The organism is Agrobacterium vitis, from assembly GCF_013337045.2.
In the GTDB taxonomy this organism is placed as follows: domain Bacteria; phylum Pseudomonadota; class Alphaproteobacteria; order Rhizobiales; family Rhizobiaceae; genus Allorhizobium; species Allorhizobium vitis_B.
On record NZ_CP118259.1, the window covers coordinates 1,993,046 to 2,007,708 of the forward strand.

Sequence of the window (14,663 nt, forward strand, 5' to 3'; positions counted from 1 at the left end):
AAAGGGGCCGGAATGACCCGGCCCCTTTTGACTTTAAAGATGTGTCTATCAGTTGGCGGCAGGTGCTGTGGGCGTTGCCGCCCCAGTTCCAGCCTGCGAACGGAAGAACTTGAAGAATTCCGAATTCGGCGACAGCACCATGGACGTCCCAGTCGTGCCGAGCGATGCCTCGTAAGCCGCCATCGACCGGTAGAATTCGAAGAAGGACGGATCGCGCTGATAGGCATCGGCGAACACCCGGTTGCGTTCAGCATCACCCTGACCGCGCAGGATTTCCGAATCGCGCTGCGCATCGGCCTGCAACTCGACAACCTGACGGTCGGCGATGGCCCGGCGACGCTGGCCCTCTTCATTACCACGCGCCCGGATCAGTTCGGCTTCGGCCAGACGCTCGGAACGCATCCGGGCATAGGTCTGTTGCGAAATCTCCTGGGTCAAGTCGGTGCGGCGAATGCGCACGTCCTCAATGGTAATACCAAGGTTTTCCGCATCCGATTTCAGATCGTCGGCAACCTCCTGCATCATCTGCGAACGGGCATCCGACAGGGCGGCCTCGAAGCCGCGCAGACCGTAGACCCGACGCAAGGATGCATCGAGACGGGTGCGAAGCCGCGCTTCCGCCAGATCGCGGTCACCACCCGAAACGATCCCGATAAAGCGGCGGGCATCGGTGATCTTGTAGATCAGGAAGGCATCGACCTCATAGAACTTGCCGCCGGAAACCTGGACACGGATATTGTCCAGATCAAATCGCAGGGACTGATCCGAGATAATCTGCACCTTGTCGGCGCCGGCAAAGGCGAAGGGCATTTTGAAGTAAAGGCCAGGCTCGCTATAGACCGCCTTGATCTGGCCGAAGCGCACGACGACGGCCTGCTGGCGCTGGTTGATGACGAAAACCGAAGAGTAGATCAGCAGAAGCACGATGGCTAAGCCGATCAGCACGGCAGGAAGACGATTGGTCATCTTACTTGCCTCCCTGTGCTGGCTGGGTGCCCATGCGGCCGATTTCGTTCAACGGCAGATAGGGAACCACACCCTGGCCCTGCTCATCAACGATCACCTTGTTGGATTTCTTCAGGACCTGCTCCATGGTTTCAATGTAAAGCCGCGTGCGGGTCACGTCCGGCGCCTTGGTATACTGGTCGTAGATCGAGATGAAGCGCTGCGCCTCACCCTCGGCTTCCTTCACGACGCGATCCTTGTAGGCAGCAGCCTCTTCCCGCATCTGCGCGGACTGGCCACGGGCCTGACCAAGCTTCTGGTTGGAATATTGGTTGGCTTCCTCGACGAAGCGGTCCTCGTCCTGCTCGGCACGCTGCACTTCATCGAACGCATCGGCGACTTCGCGCGGCGGCGCCGCATCCTCGATAGCCACCGAATTGATGGAAATGCCGGAACCGTAGCTGTCCATCGTCCCCTGGATGATGTTGCGCACGTCGACAGAGATAGACTGACGGGCATCACGGAAAATTTCCTGGGCCGGGCGACGTCCGACGACTTCGCGCATGGCGCTCTCCGCCACCTGCTGCAAAGTCTGCGGCGGGCTTTCAAGATTGAACAGATAGGCCTTCGGATCGCTGACCGTGTACAACACGGAAAACTGCACGTTGACGATATTCTGGTCGCCGGTCAGCATCAGGCCAGCCGTGGAATTGGAGGCAACCTTGGCACCGATATTCTGTTGCTGCTCGGTCACCTTGACCTTCTCCACCGTTTCAAACGGCCAGAGATGGAAATGCAGACCGGGGGCGGAAATTTCGTCCTTCGGCTTGCCGAAACGCATTTCCACGCCGCGCTCATCCGGCTGCACGGTATAAACGGCCTGGGTCAACCAGAGACCGGCCACGGCGAGCACGACGATCAGGCCCATGCCTCCGCCCAGACCACCAGGAACCAGGTTCTTGAACTGATCCTGCCCACGCTTGATAATGTCTTCCAGATCCGGCGGCTGTTTGCCACCGCCGCCATTGCCGCGAGGCCGGTTCGGTCCCTGCCCCCACGGTCCTCCATTATTGTTATTACCACCGTTGTTATTACCACCGCCGCCGCCCCACGGGCCGCCGCCGTTCTGATTACTCCAAGGCATCAAAACCTCTTTTTCTGAGAATGCTCCCAACAGCGCCATGGAGCTCGTAAACCCGGCACGACGCTGCAAAACCTCTAGTCTCCTGCACAATCCACGCCAAAGACTATTTCAGTCCATAACTGTTGTGCAAAGGCCCGCAACGGCGCCGTCAAAAAGGCATCCACCCGGATTAATCCCGTTATAGGGATCGCGGCGACGCCTTTCAACGAAAAGGCCCTAACTTCTTCGATTTCTATGGAAATAAACGGTTACAAAGCCGCTTTTCGCCGATAGATCGTGTAGCGCGTGGCGAAACTGTCGCGTTCGCCGGCTGGCACGGCCTCTTCATGCAGTTTTTCAAACTGTGACGGATCGATTGCCGGAAAAACCGTATCGCCGTCGGCAATCTCCGTCTCCACATGGGTGACATGCAGGATATCAGCCAGCGGCAAAGCCTGCCGGTAGATTTCACCGCCGCCGATCACGCAGATCTCCTCTATCCCCAAATCCCCGGCAATCTGCCCTGCCCGCTCAAGCCCCGCCTCAAGGCTGCGCACGGTTTCCACCCAGGGCATGACGATATCGGCATGACGGCTGACGATCACATGCGGGCGACCGGGAAGCGGTCGGGAGCCGAAACTCTCGAAGGTCTTGCGGCCCATCACCAGCGGCTTGCCAAGCGTCAGCGCCTTGAACCGCTTGAGATCGGTACTCAGCTTCCAGGGCATGTCGCCGTTGCGACCGATCACGCCGTTGTTTGAGACGGCAACGACAATGGAGATTTTCGGCATGGTCTGCTCTCTTCATTTACCGGGCGAAGTGGTGTCACGAGCCACCGTAAACGTCCATAAAAAAGGCCGCCATCAACGCGACGGCGGCCTTAGAGCATCGTACTGAAAATTGAACGCAGCACGATGCTCTAAGTTTTTGTTTACGCATCGGAATTTTCCGAAAACCGGTTCCCACTTTTCGGTCCGACGCGCTAAATCCAACCTTTACAGGCAGACTATTCCTTGCGCATCGCCGCATCGACGCTGAGCGGGCCAGGGCCGGCAAAGACGATGTAGAAAAACACGAAGCAGAACAGGATAGCCGGCTCGCCGTGATTGTTCATCGGGTAAAAGCCCATCTGGGCATGCACGAGGAAATAGGCAAAAGCGCACATGCCCGACGCGATGAAGGCGGCTGGGCGGGTGAACAGACCGATGGTGATCAGTGCGCCGCCAACCAGCTCGATGCAGCCGGCAATCCACGGCAGCGACATCACAGCCGGGTTCATATCCGAGGGCGGAAAGCCCAGAAGCTTGCTCATGCCATGTTCAAGAAACAGCAGGCCCGCAATAATACGCAGGATGCTAAGGACTGTCGGAGCCCAAGGGCTCAGTCGAGTGAAGATCATGAAACCTAAACCTTTTTAGGAAGAAACGATGAAAGAGCGAAACCACAGCTGCGGCATTCTGTCACTGAAATTCTCGGTAACATTGTCGTGACCAACACCGAAAAATTGTATCACACCAAGGACTATTGAAAATGGCAGTTGGTATTCCCCTTGCAAACATCTCAAGCGGTGCAAGCATTTGAGATATTTGCAATGCCTTCAAGGCGAGGATGCGTGAGCATGTCAGAGACTTGGTATCAGACCGCAATCGGTGCCTTGATGACAGGATCGGCACTATAGTTTTCCAGGCTGAAGTCCTCAAAGGCAAAGCCGAAAACATCCTTCACGTCTGGATTGATCCGCATCACCGGCAAGGGTTTCGGCTGCCGGCTCAATTGCAGCTGTGCCTGCTCGAAGTGATTGGCGTAGAGATGCGCATCCCCCAGCGTATGAATGAAATCGCCCGATTTCAGCCCCGTCACCTGCGCCACCATCATGGTCAGCAGCGCATAGGAGGCGATATTGAAGGGCACGCCGAGGAAAATATCGGCGGAGCGTTGGTAGAGCTGGCAGGAGAGCTTGCCCTCGGCCACATAGAACTGGAACAGGCAATGGCAGGGCGGCAACGCCATGTCGTCCACCTCGGCCGGGTTCCAGGCCGAGACGATATGGCGACGGGAATTGGGGTTGGTCTTGATGCTCTCGACGAGATTGGCAATCTGGTCGATATGGCCACCATCGGGCTTTGGCCAGGAGCGCCACTGCGCGCCATAGACCGGTCCGAGATCACCATTTTCATCGGCCCACTCGTCCCAGATGGAAACGCCGTTTTCCTTGAGATAGGCAATATTGGTATCGCCCTTCAAAAACCACAGGAGTTCATGGATGATTGAGCGCAGATGCAGTTTTTTGGTGGTCAGGACCGGGAAGCCCTCAGCGAGGTCAAACCGCATCTGATACCCAAAGACCGAGCGTGTGCCAGTCCCGGTACGGTCGCCACGGTCGGAGCCGTTTTCCATCACATGCTGCAAAAGATCGAGATATTGCTTCATCGTCGCCCACTCATTTCCGGAGAACTGCCATGATAAGGCACCAGCCGCGAAGATAAAGCACGGATAGCACATCTTTCCACGACAATCGGTCCCGGCATCACAAAATCGCGCTTCTGAACCGAATGTATCTTTCGGTACAGACACAGCCGCGATTTTTTGAAGGTTACTACCGGTCTATAAACTGGAAAATTCCGATAGCTTGGAAGGAATTATCGTGAAGGTTGAATGGCAATTAACCGGGACCTACGCCGCGGAACAACTTGGACTCGACCTCGGCAACTTTGGCAATGCAGTGCAAACATGGGTGGACAGCAACCCGAAAGACATCAATCCTCATGGCGATACGGCAAACGTCATGTTTGAAAATGCAGCCTATACGGTAACTTACATGGTACAGAAAAGCATTCCTGTACAGAATAGCCTGTTCTACATCATAGACGTGACACCTAAACTGTAGTGACGCCGGAATAATGGCACTCGAGTGGGATTGCCTATTCCGCAGTTTCGGCAAAGGCGGGCCGCAAAACATGTGAAATCGGCCAACGACCCCTTTTCATGCGTTCATAAAATATCTATATCCCACTTGCCGGTGCTTGCATCGGCTATGGCAATAAACGGTCGGTGAAATAAACCTATTGGACCCGGGGGCGGTACCCGGCGCCTCCACCAAAAACCGGTCGGTCTTTGTGACCGGCTTTTGATGGGGGCGAAATAGGATCGACAAGGGCGTAAAGATCGAACTTTTGCTCGGCATGATACCACCGTCATCGGGTCACAAGTGTAGTTGCAAATGACAACAACGCTCAGGGTTACGCTGTCGCTGCTTAATCGCGGTGCCAGAAACCCAAACTAAGTCCTTACGGGTAGCACCGTAAGGCGGGGTTCGGAGGTACCTGGCAACAGAAACCTCCACTTTCTCCCTCCCTTCATATCCCTTGCCCTTCAATATTCTTTGTTTGGCCACATCCAGATGCCGTAGCTGTTGTATGCTGAATGGCTTGCTATCTGAGCCTCCTCGCGCATCCAGCCACCCTCGCGTCCTCCCCTGAGCCCTACCCTCGCCCTTGAGTTTGATTTATAGTGATATAGATAGAAGCGGAATCGGGCTTTGCGCCAAAGCCTTGCATGGCTTATAAACAACAGACACGCGCATCATTCGTGATGCACATGACCGGACGCAGAAGAAAGACAGGACCATATGGGGCAGGACCACATCCGTTACGACATTCTGGCTCAGGACGCATTGCGCGGCGTTATCCGCAAGGTGCTGACCGAAGTCGCCGCAACGGGCCGGCTGCCGGGTGAACATCATTTTTTCATCACCTTTCTGACGGGCGCTCCGGGTGTACGCATCTCCCAGCACCTCAAGGCCAAATATGCCGAGCAGATGACCATCGTCATCCAGCACCAGTTCTGGGACCTGAAGGTCACCGACAGCCTGTTCGAAGTGGGCCTGTCCTTCTCCGACACGCCGGAAAAACTGGTCATTCCTTTCAATGCAATTCGCGGCTTCTACGATCCTTCGGTGAATTTCGAACTGGAATTCGATGTACCCCAGGTTGAAGAAGACGAAAATTCTGCCGAAATCACCGCCTATCCGCTGGCCGCCGAATCGGAAAAATCCGAGGATGGCGCTGCCGACAAGCCGGAAGGCGAAAAGAAGGAAGGCTCTGTCGTCTCCCTGGATGCGTTTCGAAAGAAGCAGTAAGGCGGGCCAGCCAAGGAAAGCAGCGCATGTCGGGCGAAGTCGTTAATCTGCGTCAGGTCAGGAAAGCCAAAGCGCGCACCGAAAAGGAAAAGATCGCGGATCAGAACCGCGTGAGTTTCGGGCGAAGCAAGGCTGAGAAAAACCTGACCAGCGCACTGAACGACAAGGCCCGCGCTGCTCTCGACAATTCAAAGCTGGAACCGAAACCGACCAGTCCTGCGCCAGACGAACAAGGCTGAAAGCGACGTCTGCTCCTATCGCTCCTGCCAGCACTGTCCAAGCCAGCATTGCCCAAGCCAGGATGCGGACGTGCCAAACCAGTCGCTTGCCTTTTTATGTCCCTTGAATGGCGCACTCTATGCCGCTGATCCGCAAGCATTCTATTTCCCTCCATGGCCATCGCACCAGTTTTTCACTGGAAGATGCCTTCTGGCAGGAAATTCGGGCGATTGCCGAACGCCGCAATGTCCCGATTGCTGCATTGATTGCCGATATTGACGGCAAACGTCCGGCTGATTGCAATCTCTCGTCAGCGCTGCGGCTCTATGTGCTGGAATGGCTCAAACAGGCAGGTTCCGATTCGCATTGAAAATGCGCTTGCCTGTGACTGAGCCAATGATTCGGCAATCGATTCGCCAACGCGACAATTTGGGCATTTTATATGCCCCACCAAGAGGCCTGTCGTATTCCAGTTTACTGCCTGGTTAGCCAAGCTGGTACGTTTCAGGGGCCCATGAAGTAAAGTTATGTTAATCCGACCGATATCTCCGAACAAAGGTTATGTTGAATAACGTTTCATTAGGGAACGACTACTATGGTCAGGCTGCGCTGAAAGCTGCAGGACGCCCGGGAATGGTGCAGAATTTCTCCACCCGATACGCCCCCTCCAACAGCGCCAACTTAATTTGAAAAGGATTTCAAATATGACAAGCGCAGTTTCTTCCCAGATGTCCATGCCGATGATGCCGCCTATGGGCCGCATGCAGAAGCCAAGCGAAGAGCAGACCACCACCGACGCGACAGCATCGACCAGCACAACAGCATCATCCACCAGCACCTCCTCCGAGACATCGACCTCCGCCGAAGGTTCCGCACCTGAAGGTTTCGAAGGCTTTGAAGGCAAGTTCCCGAATTTCGGTGGCGGTAACATGGGTGGCGGCGCCATGCCTCCGTTTGGCCAGCGCGAAGCCTTCCTCTGAAATTTTCTGATCGATCTCTATCGAGACGCAGCACCGCTCTGCCATGATGGCATAGCGGTACTTTTTTGTCTTTTCGACAAGTGGCAAGTTCATAAGGCCGCAAAAGTGCGCGCAGCAAAGCCATCAGGCGGTAAGCTGCCGTTATGCACTCCCGTTATTGCACGTAAATTATTGCACTCCGGGCAAATCCTGCAACTCCAGTTTAAAACCGTTATTCGGCCCATCGCGCGGTGTTGATGGCGCAGCATTGCCAGCACCACGATCCGCCGCTCTCGCCGCAGCCTCCGCGGCCCGTGCCGCGGCATCGGCTGCCGCCGCAGCCTTGGCCTGCGCCGCCGCACGCTCCGCGGCAAGGGCGGTATAATAGGCCACTTCGCGCCGCAGCCTTTGCTTTTCCAACACAGCCGCTTGCAATGTTTCCACCCGTCGGCGCTCACGCTCAAATGCCTGGAGCGAGAGGTAGCTTGCCATTTCGCGGACATCCAACTGCCGCTTGGGCGCAGCAAGCGGACCCGTCAGCAGCAGGTGGACGGTCGGCGCGGCATCTCCCGCCGTTGCCTGCCCAGAACCCGTCTGCGCTGCACCAGCCTCCCCAGGCGTAGAGACCGCCGTAGCCGGATCGAAAGCGATCTGGACATCGGCATCGACGTCACCGGAGGCAACCGTCACGACGGCCTGTGTCTCGATAGCGGCATCCTTGGCTGGGACTTTGACGCCCTGCATCCGGGCTTTACCGTCACTCAGCGTAAACGGCATGGTCACGTCGCCCAGCCGGGCTGGCGCGCGGGCCAGTAGTGGTGTCAGAGCTGCGGAGACCTGCTCCGCCGTCACCTCACTGGTCGCAGTTCCAAAAGCCGCCGAGAGTGCCGGAAAGCTGGAGAGGTCCAGTTCCGGGATAGTCAAAGCGGAGAGATCGACCTGGCCGGAACCGTTGACCGATCCAAGCAGGCCTTGGGCGCTGCTGCCGCTGCCTTCCGCCATCACTTGCAGCCTGGCTTGACCGGACAGGCCGCTGTCAGGCCAGATCTTGCCCAAGTCGGCATTGGCAAGGGACAGTCTGCTGCGCAGGAAAGCCGTGCCCTGGTTATTGGCGAGCGACATGCGCCCGGACAGAGCGCCGCCAAACAGCGTGCCGGACAGATCCTCCAGCGCCATGCCGCCATCCACCAGCGTCAGGCGCGCTGCAACATCACGGGCGGCGGGCAGCGGGCCAAGATCGAGTGTGCCAGCCTTAAGACCGATGTCCATCTGCATGTCGCCCCAGACAGGGGGGTGCACGTTCGCCGCTGATAAGGCATCCGATGCGGCATCCTTGACCGGACCGATCACCGTCGATGCGAGCCACTCGAGATCAAGCGTATCCACCGCAACCGCACCGCCGATTTTAACCGCTGAAGCCGTTGGCTCCAGCACCAGCGAGCCGGACAAGCCATCGCCCGCAACCGCGCCTTTGATATCGTTCAATTGAGTCTTGTTGTCGCCCTGCCGCTCGATGTCGCCGGTTAGGGTGATCGGCAGACCGGTGTCGATGCCGGGGAGACTGACTGCATTCATGATCAGCAATGGGGCAATATCGTCGCTGGCCAGTTCCACCTTGCCCTTGCCCTGCAAGAACAGTTCGGCACCGAGATTGACCGTTCCGCTCACCCCAAGCCGGGTCGCCCCTGCCGTAAGCGACATCTGGCCATCCGCTGGCGCGGTGCCCTGCTGCTTTAATTGCAGGGTCAGTTTCGCACCGCCATCCATCGGCACCGGCAGCGGATCGAAGCCAAGCTGACCCAACAGCGCCGAAGGTTCTTCATTGGCAGCGGTCAGCGAAAAGCTCTTCTCAGAATCGTCGAACACATCAAACAGGCTGTCCTGCCGATAGGCGGCATTGACCGCCGTGCCATTCGCCTTGCCCTGTAGATCGACCTGCAAGCCGCCATACTGGGCATCGCCAAAACGGGCATTCACCACGATATCGGCATCGGAATACCATTGTCCACTGGACGCCAGCCGGGCGAGCAGCGGGTGCTGCGGCAATTGCTGATGCAGCATGGCCAGAAATCCGCTGATGTCGTCAGCATGCAGCATGACCTGCGCCTTGCCGCTATAATCGGCAAGCGAGCCGGTGGCTTCGCCAGTCGCCTTGATACTGGCACCGGCAAGATTGCCGATATCCAGCTTGCGCACTGAAAACCCGCCATCCTTGTAGGTAAACAGCCCGTCCACATCACGCGCTGTGATGCCGAATGCCAAAAAGGCATCGACCTTGATGTTCCCGGCGATCTGGTGGCTCAGCAGTGCATCGTCGCTGGCATCGCCGGACACCAGCGAGGCCAGTGCCTTCGTTGCATCGAAGTCGAAGGCATTGCCAGCGAGATCAAAGGACAGGCTGGGCATGGCGCCATCGGCTGATCGACGCTCAAGACGGCCATGCAGGCTGGCTGGCCCGATGGCCAGTTCAAGCTTTTCGAACCGTTGCAGGTCAGAGGTCAGGTTGACGTTGGCGGAAAAACCCGCCGTGCGCAATTGCCGGATGGCCGGATCGACATCGCCCGACAGCCAGGAAGCCAGCCCGGAAGGCTGGCTTGAGGCCACCAGCAGCGAACCGTTAAACGATGCCTGCCCCTTCAACTGCAACCGTCCCGATGCTTCCGCCTGGGTGCGGCCCGGCAGGGTGGCAACCGCCTTGTCCACCTGCCAGCCGGTTCCGGCGGGCCGCAGATCCAGGGTGATGTCTCTGATAACGGTATCGCCTGCGACAATCGCCGGCAGTTTCAGGCTGGCGCGACCCGGCATGTCGGGAATGGGGATCCGGTCTGCCAGCGCTATCAGCGACTGGATGCGCTGGCGGGCGGAATTCTGCATTTGGCGACCGGTCTTGCCCTTCGGCAGGGTGGGCGTCAACTTATCGACGTCGATCTGCTGGCCCTCGGCTGTCAGCAGGAATTCCGGCGCCTTGCCGCTATCCAGCGTCGCCTCGCCGGTGATGATGTAGGGCTGGTCGCTGGCGCCGATTTCCATCCGGTATTCCGGTACCCGCACCCGATCATTGGCCAGTTCGAACTTGCCCTTGATGCGCGGCGGCAGCACCGGGTTGCCCATTGGTGCGCTTACCTGACCGTCCTCGGCATTGGCGCGCAAGGCAGCCAGGAAGCTACCCTGCAATGTCGGGCGCTTGTCGACAAGCGCGAGATCGCCGGACAGGTCGATATCGACAGGTGTTGCATCAGGCGCGATATGGATTTTCACCGGCACCGCGCCCTTGGCCGGGTCCGGTTGCAGGCTGGACAGCGAGAAATTGCCGGACTGGCCATCCAGCGCCCCCTGCCCCAACACCGTCCACGGACCAGCCAGCGAGCGGGCCGTCATATCGGCATTCAGACCGCTGACCTGGCGGGTGCGGCCTGTCTGCTGATCGACCAGGGTCAGAGCGCCATCGACAACAGTGACTTTTTCCAGCACGACATTGCGGCCCGGCAGGCTTGGCTGGCTGCCCTGCAACCAGTCCAGCGAACCGTCCGGCAACAGTCTCAGCCGCACATTCGGCTGCTCGATCCGCATAGCGAAAATCCGGGCCTCACCAGACAGAAACGGCGCAAGCTCGGCATCCATGGAAAACCGCGCCACATGCGCCAGCGTCTTGCCATCGGTGCCCGGCCCGACCGTAACGTCATTCATCGTGATCGACGGAAACGGCAGGATACGTGCCTCGACAGCGCCGTGGACCACCACCTTTTTACCGAGAAGACGGCTGGCCTGATCCTCGAAATCCTTGCGGAAATCCGTCCAGTTGACGAAAAGCGGCGCTAGAAGCGCGGCAAACAGCGCCACCACGACCAATCCGCCAAACGCGATGAACAGTCTGCCTAGCACTGCGACTCCCTATGGTGTTTCATGCCCGTTATCATAACGGCTTACTCATTATCGTAACGGCTTTAAGCCTGCGGATCAAAGCCGGAAGATCTTGCCCGGATTAAACAGATTGTCGGGGTCCAGTCCACGCTTTACCTGGCGCATCACATCCAATGCGCCGCCAAGCTCAGCTTCCAGATAGGACATCTTGCCCTGACCGACCCCATGTTCGCCGGTGCAGGTGCCATCCATGGCCAGCGCACGGTCGTTCAACCGCGCCATGAACGCCTCTACCTTATCGACATTCTCAGCGTCCTTGTCGTCGAACAGGATCAGCAAATGGAAATTGCCATCGCCGACATGGCCGACAATCGGCGCCAGAAGCCCGGTCTCTGCAATATCGGCCTGGGTTTCAGCCACGCATTCCGCCAGTTTGGAGATCGGTACGCAGACATCGGTGGACAAGCCCGCCAGCTCCGGGGCCAGCGCCCGGCCAGCCCAATAGGCGTTGTGACGTGCTTTCCAAAGTTGGGCGCGCTCCTGCGGATCGGAGGTGAAGCGCAGATCTTCGGCGCCATATTCCTCGGCAATGGCGGCGAATTGCTCCGCCTGCAAGGCCACCGTTTGCTCCGTGCCGTGAAACTCCAGAAACAGCGTCGGCCTTTCCGGCAGGCTGAGGTTGGAATAAGCATTGCAGGCCCGGACCTGCATGGCATCGAGCAGCTCGATCCGCGCCACGGGAATGCCCATCTGAATGGTCATGATCACGGCGTCGCAGGCCGATTTAACGTCAGCAAAGGCGCAGACCCCGCCACCGATCTTTTCGGGGATGCCCTGGAGTTTAAGGGTGATCGAGGTGATCACCCCCAGCGTGCCTTCGGCACCGACGAACAGCCGCGTCAGATCATAGCCCGCCGAAGATTTACGGGCGCGGTGGGCGGTGCGGATCTCTTCGCCATTGGCAGTCACCACCGTCAGAGCCATGACATTGTCCTTCATCGTGCCATAGCGCACCGCATTGGTGCCGGAGGCACGGGTCGAGGCCATGCCGCCGATCGAGGCATTGGCGCCGGGATCGATGGGGAAGAACAGGCCGGTATCGCGCAGATAGGTGTTCAGCGCCTCGCGCGTCACACCGGGCTGGACGGTGCAGTCGAGATCCTCGGCATTGACCTCGATAACCTGGTCCATCCGGGTGAAATCGATGGAAATGCCGCCATGCGCCGCATTGACCTGCCCCTCCAGCGAAGAGCCAACCCCAAACGGCACCATCGGCACCTTATGCTGGGCGCAGGCCCGCACAACGGTCTTCACATCCTCGGCGCTTTCGACGAAAACCACCCCATCGGGCAATTGCGCCGGCAGATAGGTGGTGGTGTGGGCATGTTGCTCCCGGAAGGATTGCCCGGTCTGGAACCGCTCGCCGAAGGACTGCTTGAGCAGATCCAGAACGAGTGCAATCCCCTCCTCGTTGCGCATTCCCGCCACGACATCCTTCCTGCTCATGCCCGTCTCCCTGCATCTCGAGAATCTGTCAGGTTCAGATTGAACCAAACAGTCTCTCGATTCTCTAGTTTCGTTTGTTTTTTCGGGAAAACCGGTTTCCACTTTTCCCTGACAAACTCTAACCATTTTTTCAATTGGTTGCAGGTATGGCCAGACCAGACAGGCTTGTCCAGTCATTGCGGCAGGAATTGCCAATATCCTGTGAGCGTCATCCCCGAACGATCAGCCGAACCGGCCGGTCACATAATCGCTGGTACGCTGGTCGCTTGGGGCGCTGAAAATCGCTTCGGTGCGGTCAAATTCCACCAGTTCGCCCAGATACATGAAGGCGGTATATTGCGAGATACGCGCCGCCTGATGCAGATTATGGGTGACGATGGCGATGCAATAGGTGGACCGCAGGGTTTCGATCAATTCTTCCAGCTTGCTGGTCGAGATCGGATCGAGCGCCGAGGCTGGCTCATCCAGCAGCAGCACGGACGGCTTGACGGCAATGGCACGGGCAATGCACAGGCGCTGTTGCTGGCCACCGGAAAGACCAAGCCCGCTCTGATGCAGCTTGTCCTTCACCTCGCCCCAAAGTGCTGCTTCCTGAAGTGCTGCTTCAACGCGATTGTCCATATCCGGCTTGGAGAGCTTTTCATAAAGGCGGATGCCGAAAGCGATATTCTCGTAGATCGACATCGGAAACGGCGTCGGCTTTTGGAAAACCATGCCAATCTTGGCGCGCAGCCGGTTCAGGTCTTCGGATGGGTTGAGAATATCGCGTCCGTCGAGCAAAACCTCGCCCGTCACCCTCTGACCCGGATAGAGATCATACATCCGGTTGAAAATCCGTAACAAGGTCGATTTTCCACAGCCGGACGGGCCGATAAAGGCGGTGACCGTGCGGTCACGCAGGCCGAGATCGACATTTTTGATCGCCTGATAGCCATTCTGGTAATAAAACGACAGCTGCTTGGCCTCGACCTTGATAGGGCGGCCGATATCGGACGGATTAAAGGCTTGCAGAGGTGCGCGCATCAGGGGCGTCCTTGTACCCGTATCAGACATTTGCATCTATCTTTCCTTCTTTCCGAACAACAACCCCGCCGACAGGCTTCGTGCGACGATATTCAAAACCAGGATCGTCACCGTGATCAGCAACGCCCCGCCCCAGGCCAACCGCTGCCAATCCTCATAGGGGCTCATGGCGAACTGGAAGATCACCACCGGCAGATTGGCAATCGGCTGGCTGAGATCGGCGGTCCAGTATTGATTGTTGAGGGCGGTAAACAGCAAAGGTGCCGTCTCGCCGCTGATCCGGGCAACAGCCAGCAGCACGCCAGTCAGCATGCCGGAGCGGGCGCTGCGCCAGATCACCGAAGTCATGATTTTCCAGCGCGGCGCGCCAAGCGCCGCCGCCGCCTCGCGCATCGCATCCGGCACCAGCGCCAGCATATCCTGGGTGGTGCGGTTGATGACCGGAATGGCAATCAACGCCAGCGAGGCAGCCCCGGCATAGCCGGAAAAATGCCGGAACGGCACGACCATCAGCGTATAGACAAACAGGCCGATGACGATGGACGGTGCGGCCAACAGGATATCATTGACGAAGATCGCCACCATGCCAAGCTTGGTGCCACGCCCGTATTCCGCAAGATAGGTACCAGCCAGAATACCAATTGGCGTTGCCACCACGGTTGCCAGCAGCGTCATCATGAAGGAGCCGTAGATGGCATTGGCAAGACCGCCATCAGAGCCGGGCGGCGGTGTCATCTTGGTGAAGAGGTCAAGCGTGATCGCTTGCAGACCATTGCTGAACAGCGTCCACAGGATTGCCGCCAGAACGGCGAGACCAAGCATGGCCGAGGCTAGCGACAGGCCAAGGGCAATGCGGTTGACGAGATAGCGGCGGGAAACAATCGACATC

At 58.1% G+C, this 14,663-nt stretch carries 14 protein-coding genes and 1 other RNA gene; 6 read left to right on the forward strand and 9 right to left on the reverse strand.

All coding sequences use genetic code 11. From position 1 onward, the window contains the following. Positions 1 to 48: 48 nt before the first annotated feature. The 5 genes from hflC to G6L01_RS09745 all read right to left on the reverse strand — a co-directional run bounded on the left by hflC (position 49) and on the right by G6L01_RS09745 (position 4,498). Positions 49 to 966: a protease modulator HflC gene (hflC, locus tag G6L01_RS09725; protein ID WP_070165087.1), complete on the reverse strand. Its 918-nt coding sequence runs from the start codon at positions 964 to 966 to the stop codon at positions 49 to 51. Between the two features lies 1 nt (position 967). Next, positions 968 to 2,089, reverse strand: coding sequence for an FtsH protease activity modulator HflK (gene hflK, locus G6L01_RS09730; protein ID WP_070165167.1), 1,122 nt, complete (start codon positions 2,087 to 2,089; stop codon positions 968 to 970). 248 nt (positions 2,090 to 2,337) lie between these two features. After that, positions 2,338 to 2,859, reverse strand: a complete 522-nt coding sequence (locus G6L01_RS09735; protein WP_071207374.1) for a dihydrofolate reductase — start codon at positions 2,857 to 2,859, stop codon at positions 2,338 to 2,340. 215 nt (positions 2,860 to 3,074) lie between these two features. Then, positions 3,075 to 3,467, reverse strand: coding sequence for a DoxX family protein (locus tag G6L01_RS09740; RefSeq protein WP_015916452.1), 393 nt, complete (start codon positions 3,465 to 3,467; stop codon positions 3,075 to 3,077). Positions 3,468 to 3,703: 236 nt separating this feature from the next. Further along, positions 3,704 to 4,498 (reverse strand): thymidylate synthase, encoded by a 795-nt coding sequence (locus G6L01_RS09745; RefSeq protein WP_070165089.1) that lies wholly within the window; start codon positions 4,496 to 4,498, stop codon positions 3,704 to 3,706. A 199-nt stretch (positions 4,499 to 4,697) separates the two neighbouring features. Between G6L01_RS09745 and G6L01_RS09750 the strand changes: the two genes are divergently transcribed. From G6L01_RS09750 to G6L01_RS09775, 6 genes are all read left to right on the forward strand, one after another. After that, the gene (locus tag G6L01_RS09750; protein ID WP_070165090.1) at positions 4,698 to 4,955 is read left to right on the forward strand and encodes a hypothetical protein; all 258 of its coding nucleotides are present in this window, start codon (positions 4,698 to 4,700) and stop codon (positions 4,953 to 4,955) included. A gap of 89 nt (positions 4,956 to 5,044) precedes the next feature. Continuing rightward, positions 5,045 to 5,412: a transfer-messenger RNA gene (ssrA, locus tag G6L01_RS09755) on the forward strand. 284 nt (positions 5,413 to 5,696) lie between these two features. Next, positions 5,697 to 6,206, forward strand: a complete 510-nt coding sequence (locus G6L01_RS09760) for an SspB family protein (RefSeq protein WP_015916454.1) — start codon at positions 5,697 to 5,699, stop codon at positions 6,204 to 6,206. A 26-nt stretch (positions 6,207 to 6,232) separates the two neighbouring features. After that, on the forward strand, positions 6,233 to 6,445 hold the full coding sequence (locus tag G6L01_RS09765) for a DUF4169 family protein (RefSeq protein ID WP_070165091.1): 213 nt from the start codon (positions 6,233 to 6,235) through the stop codon (positions 6,443 to 6,445). Positions 6,446 to 6,570: 125 nt separating this feature from the next. Then, on the forward strand, positions 6,571 to 6,795 hold the full coding sequence (locus G6L01_RS09770; RefSeq protein ID WP_070165168.1) for a ribbon-helix-helix domain-containing protein: 225 nt from the start codon (positions 6,571 to 6,573) through the stop codon (positions 6,793 to 6,795). A gap of 334 nt (positions 6,796 to 7,129) precedes the next feature. Beyond that, complete coding sequence (locus G6L01_RS09775) at positions 7,130 to 7,405, forward strand: hypothetical protein (protein WP_070165092.1); 276 nt, start codon at positions 7,130 to 7,132, stop codon at positions 7,403 to 7,405. A gap of 168 nt (positions 7,406 to 7,573) precedes the next feature. On the opposite strand, the gene G6L01_RS09780 is transcribed toward G6L01_RS09775, so the two are convergent. The 4 genes from G6L01_RS09780 to pstA all read right to left on the reverse strand — a co-directional run bounded on the left by G6L01_RS09780 (position 7,574) and on the right by pstA (position 14,662). Beyond that, the gene (locus G6L01_RS09780) at positions 7,574 to 11,266 is read right to left on the reverse strand and encodes an AsmA family protein (RefSeq protein ID WP_070165093.1); all 3,693 of its coding nucleotides are present in this window, start codon (positions 11,264 to 11,266) and stop codon (positions 7,574 to 7,576) included. Positions 11,267 to 11,341: 75 nt separating this feature from the next. Beyond that, the gene (locus G6L01_RS09785; protein WP_070165094.1) at positions 11,342 to 12,751 is read right to left on the reverse strand and encodes an FAD-binding oxidoreductase; all 1,410 of its coding nucleotides are present in this window, start codon (positions 12,749 to 12,751) and stop codon (positions 11,342 to 11,344) included. Between the two features lie 222 nt (positions 12,752 to 12,973). Next, the gene (gene pstB / locus G6L01_RS09790) at positions 12,974 to 13,774 is read right to left on the reverse strand and encodes a phosphate ABC transporter ATP-binding protein PstB (RefSeq protein WP_070165169.1); all 801 of its coding nucleotides are present in this window, start codon (positions 13,772 to 13,774) and stop codon (positions 12,974 to 12,976) included. A 36-nt stretch (positions 13,775 to 13,810) separates the two neighbouring features. Further along, complete coding sequence (pstA, locus tag G6L01_RS09795; RefSeq protein ID WP_070165095.1) at positions 13,811 to 14,662, reverse strand: phosphate ABC transporter permease PstA; 852 nt, start codon at positions 14,660 to 14,662, stop codon at positions 13,811 to 13,813. Position 14,663 lies beyond the last annotated feature (1 nt).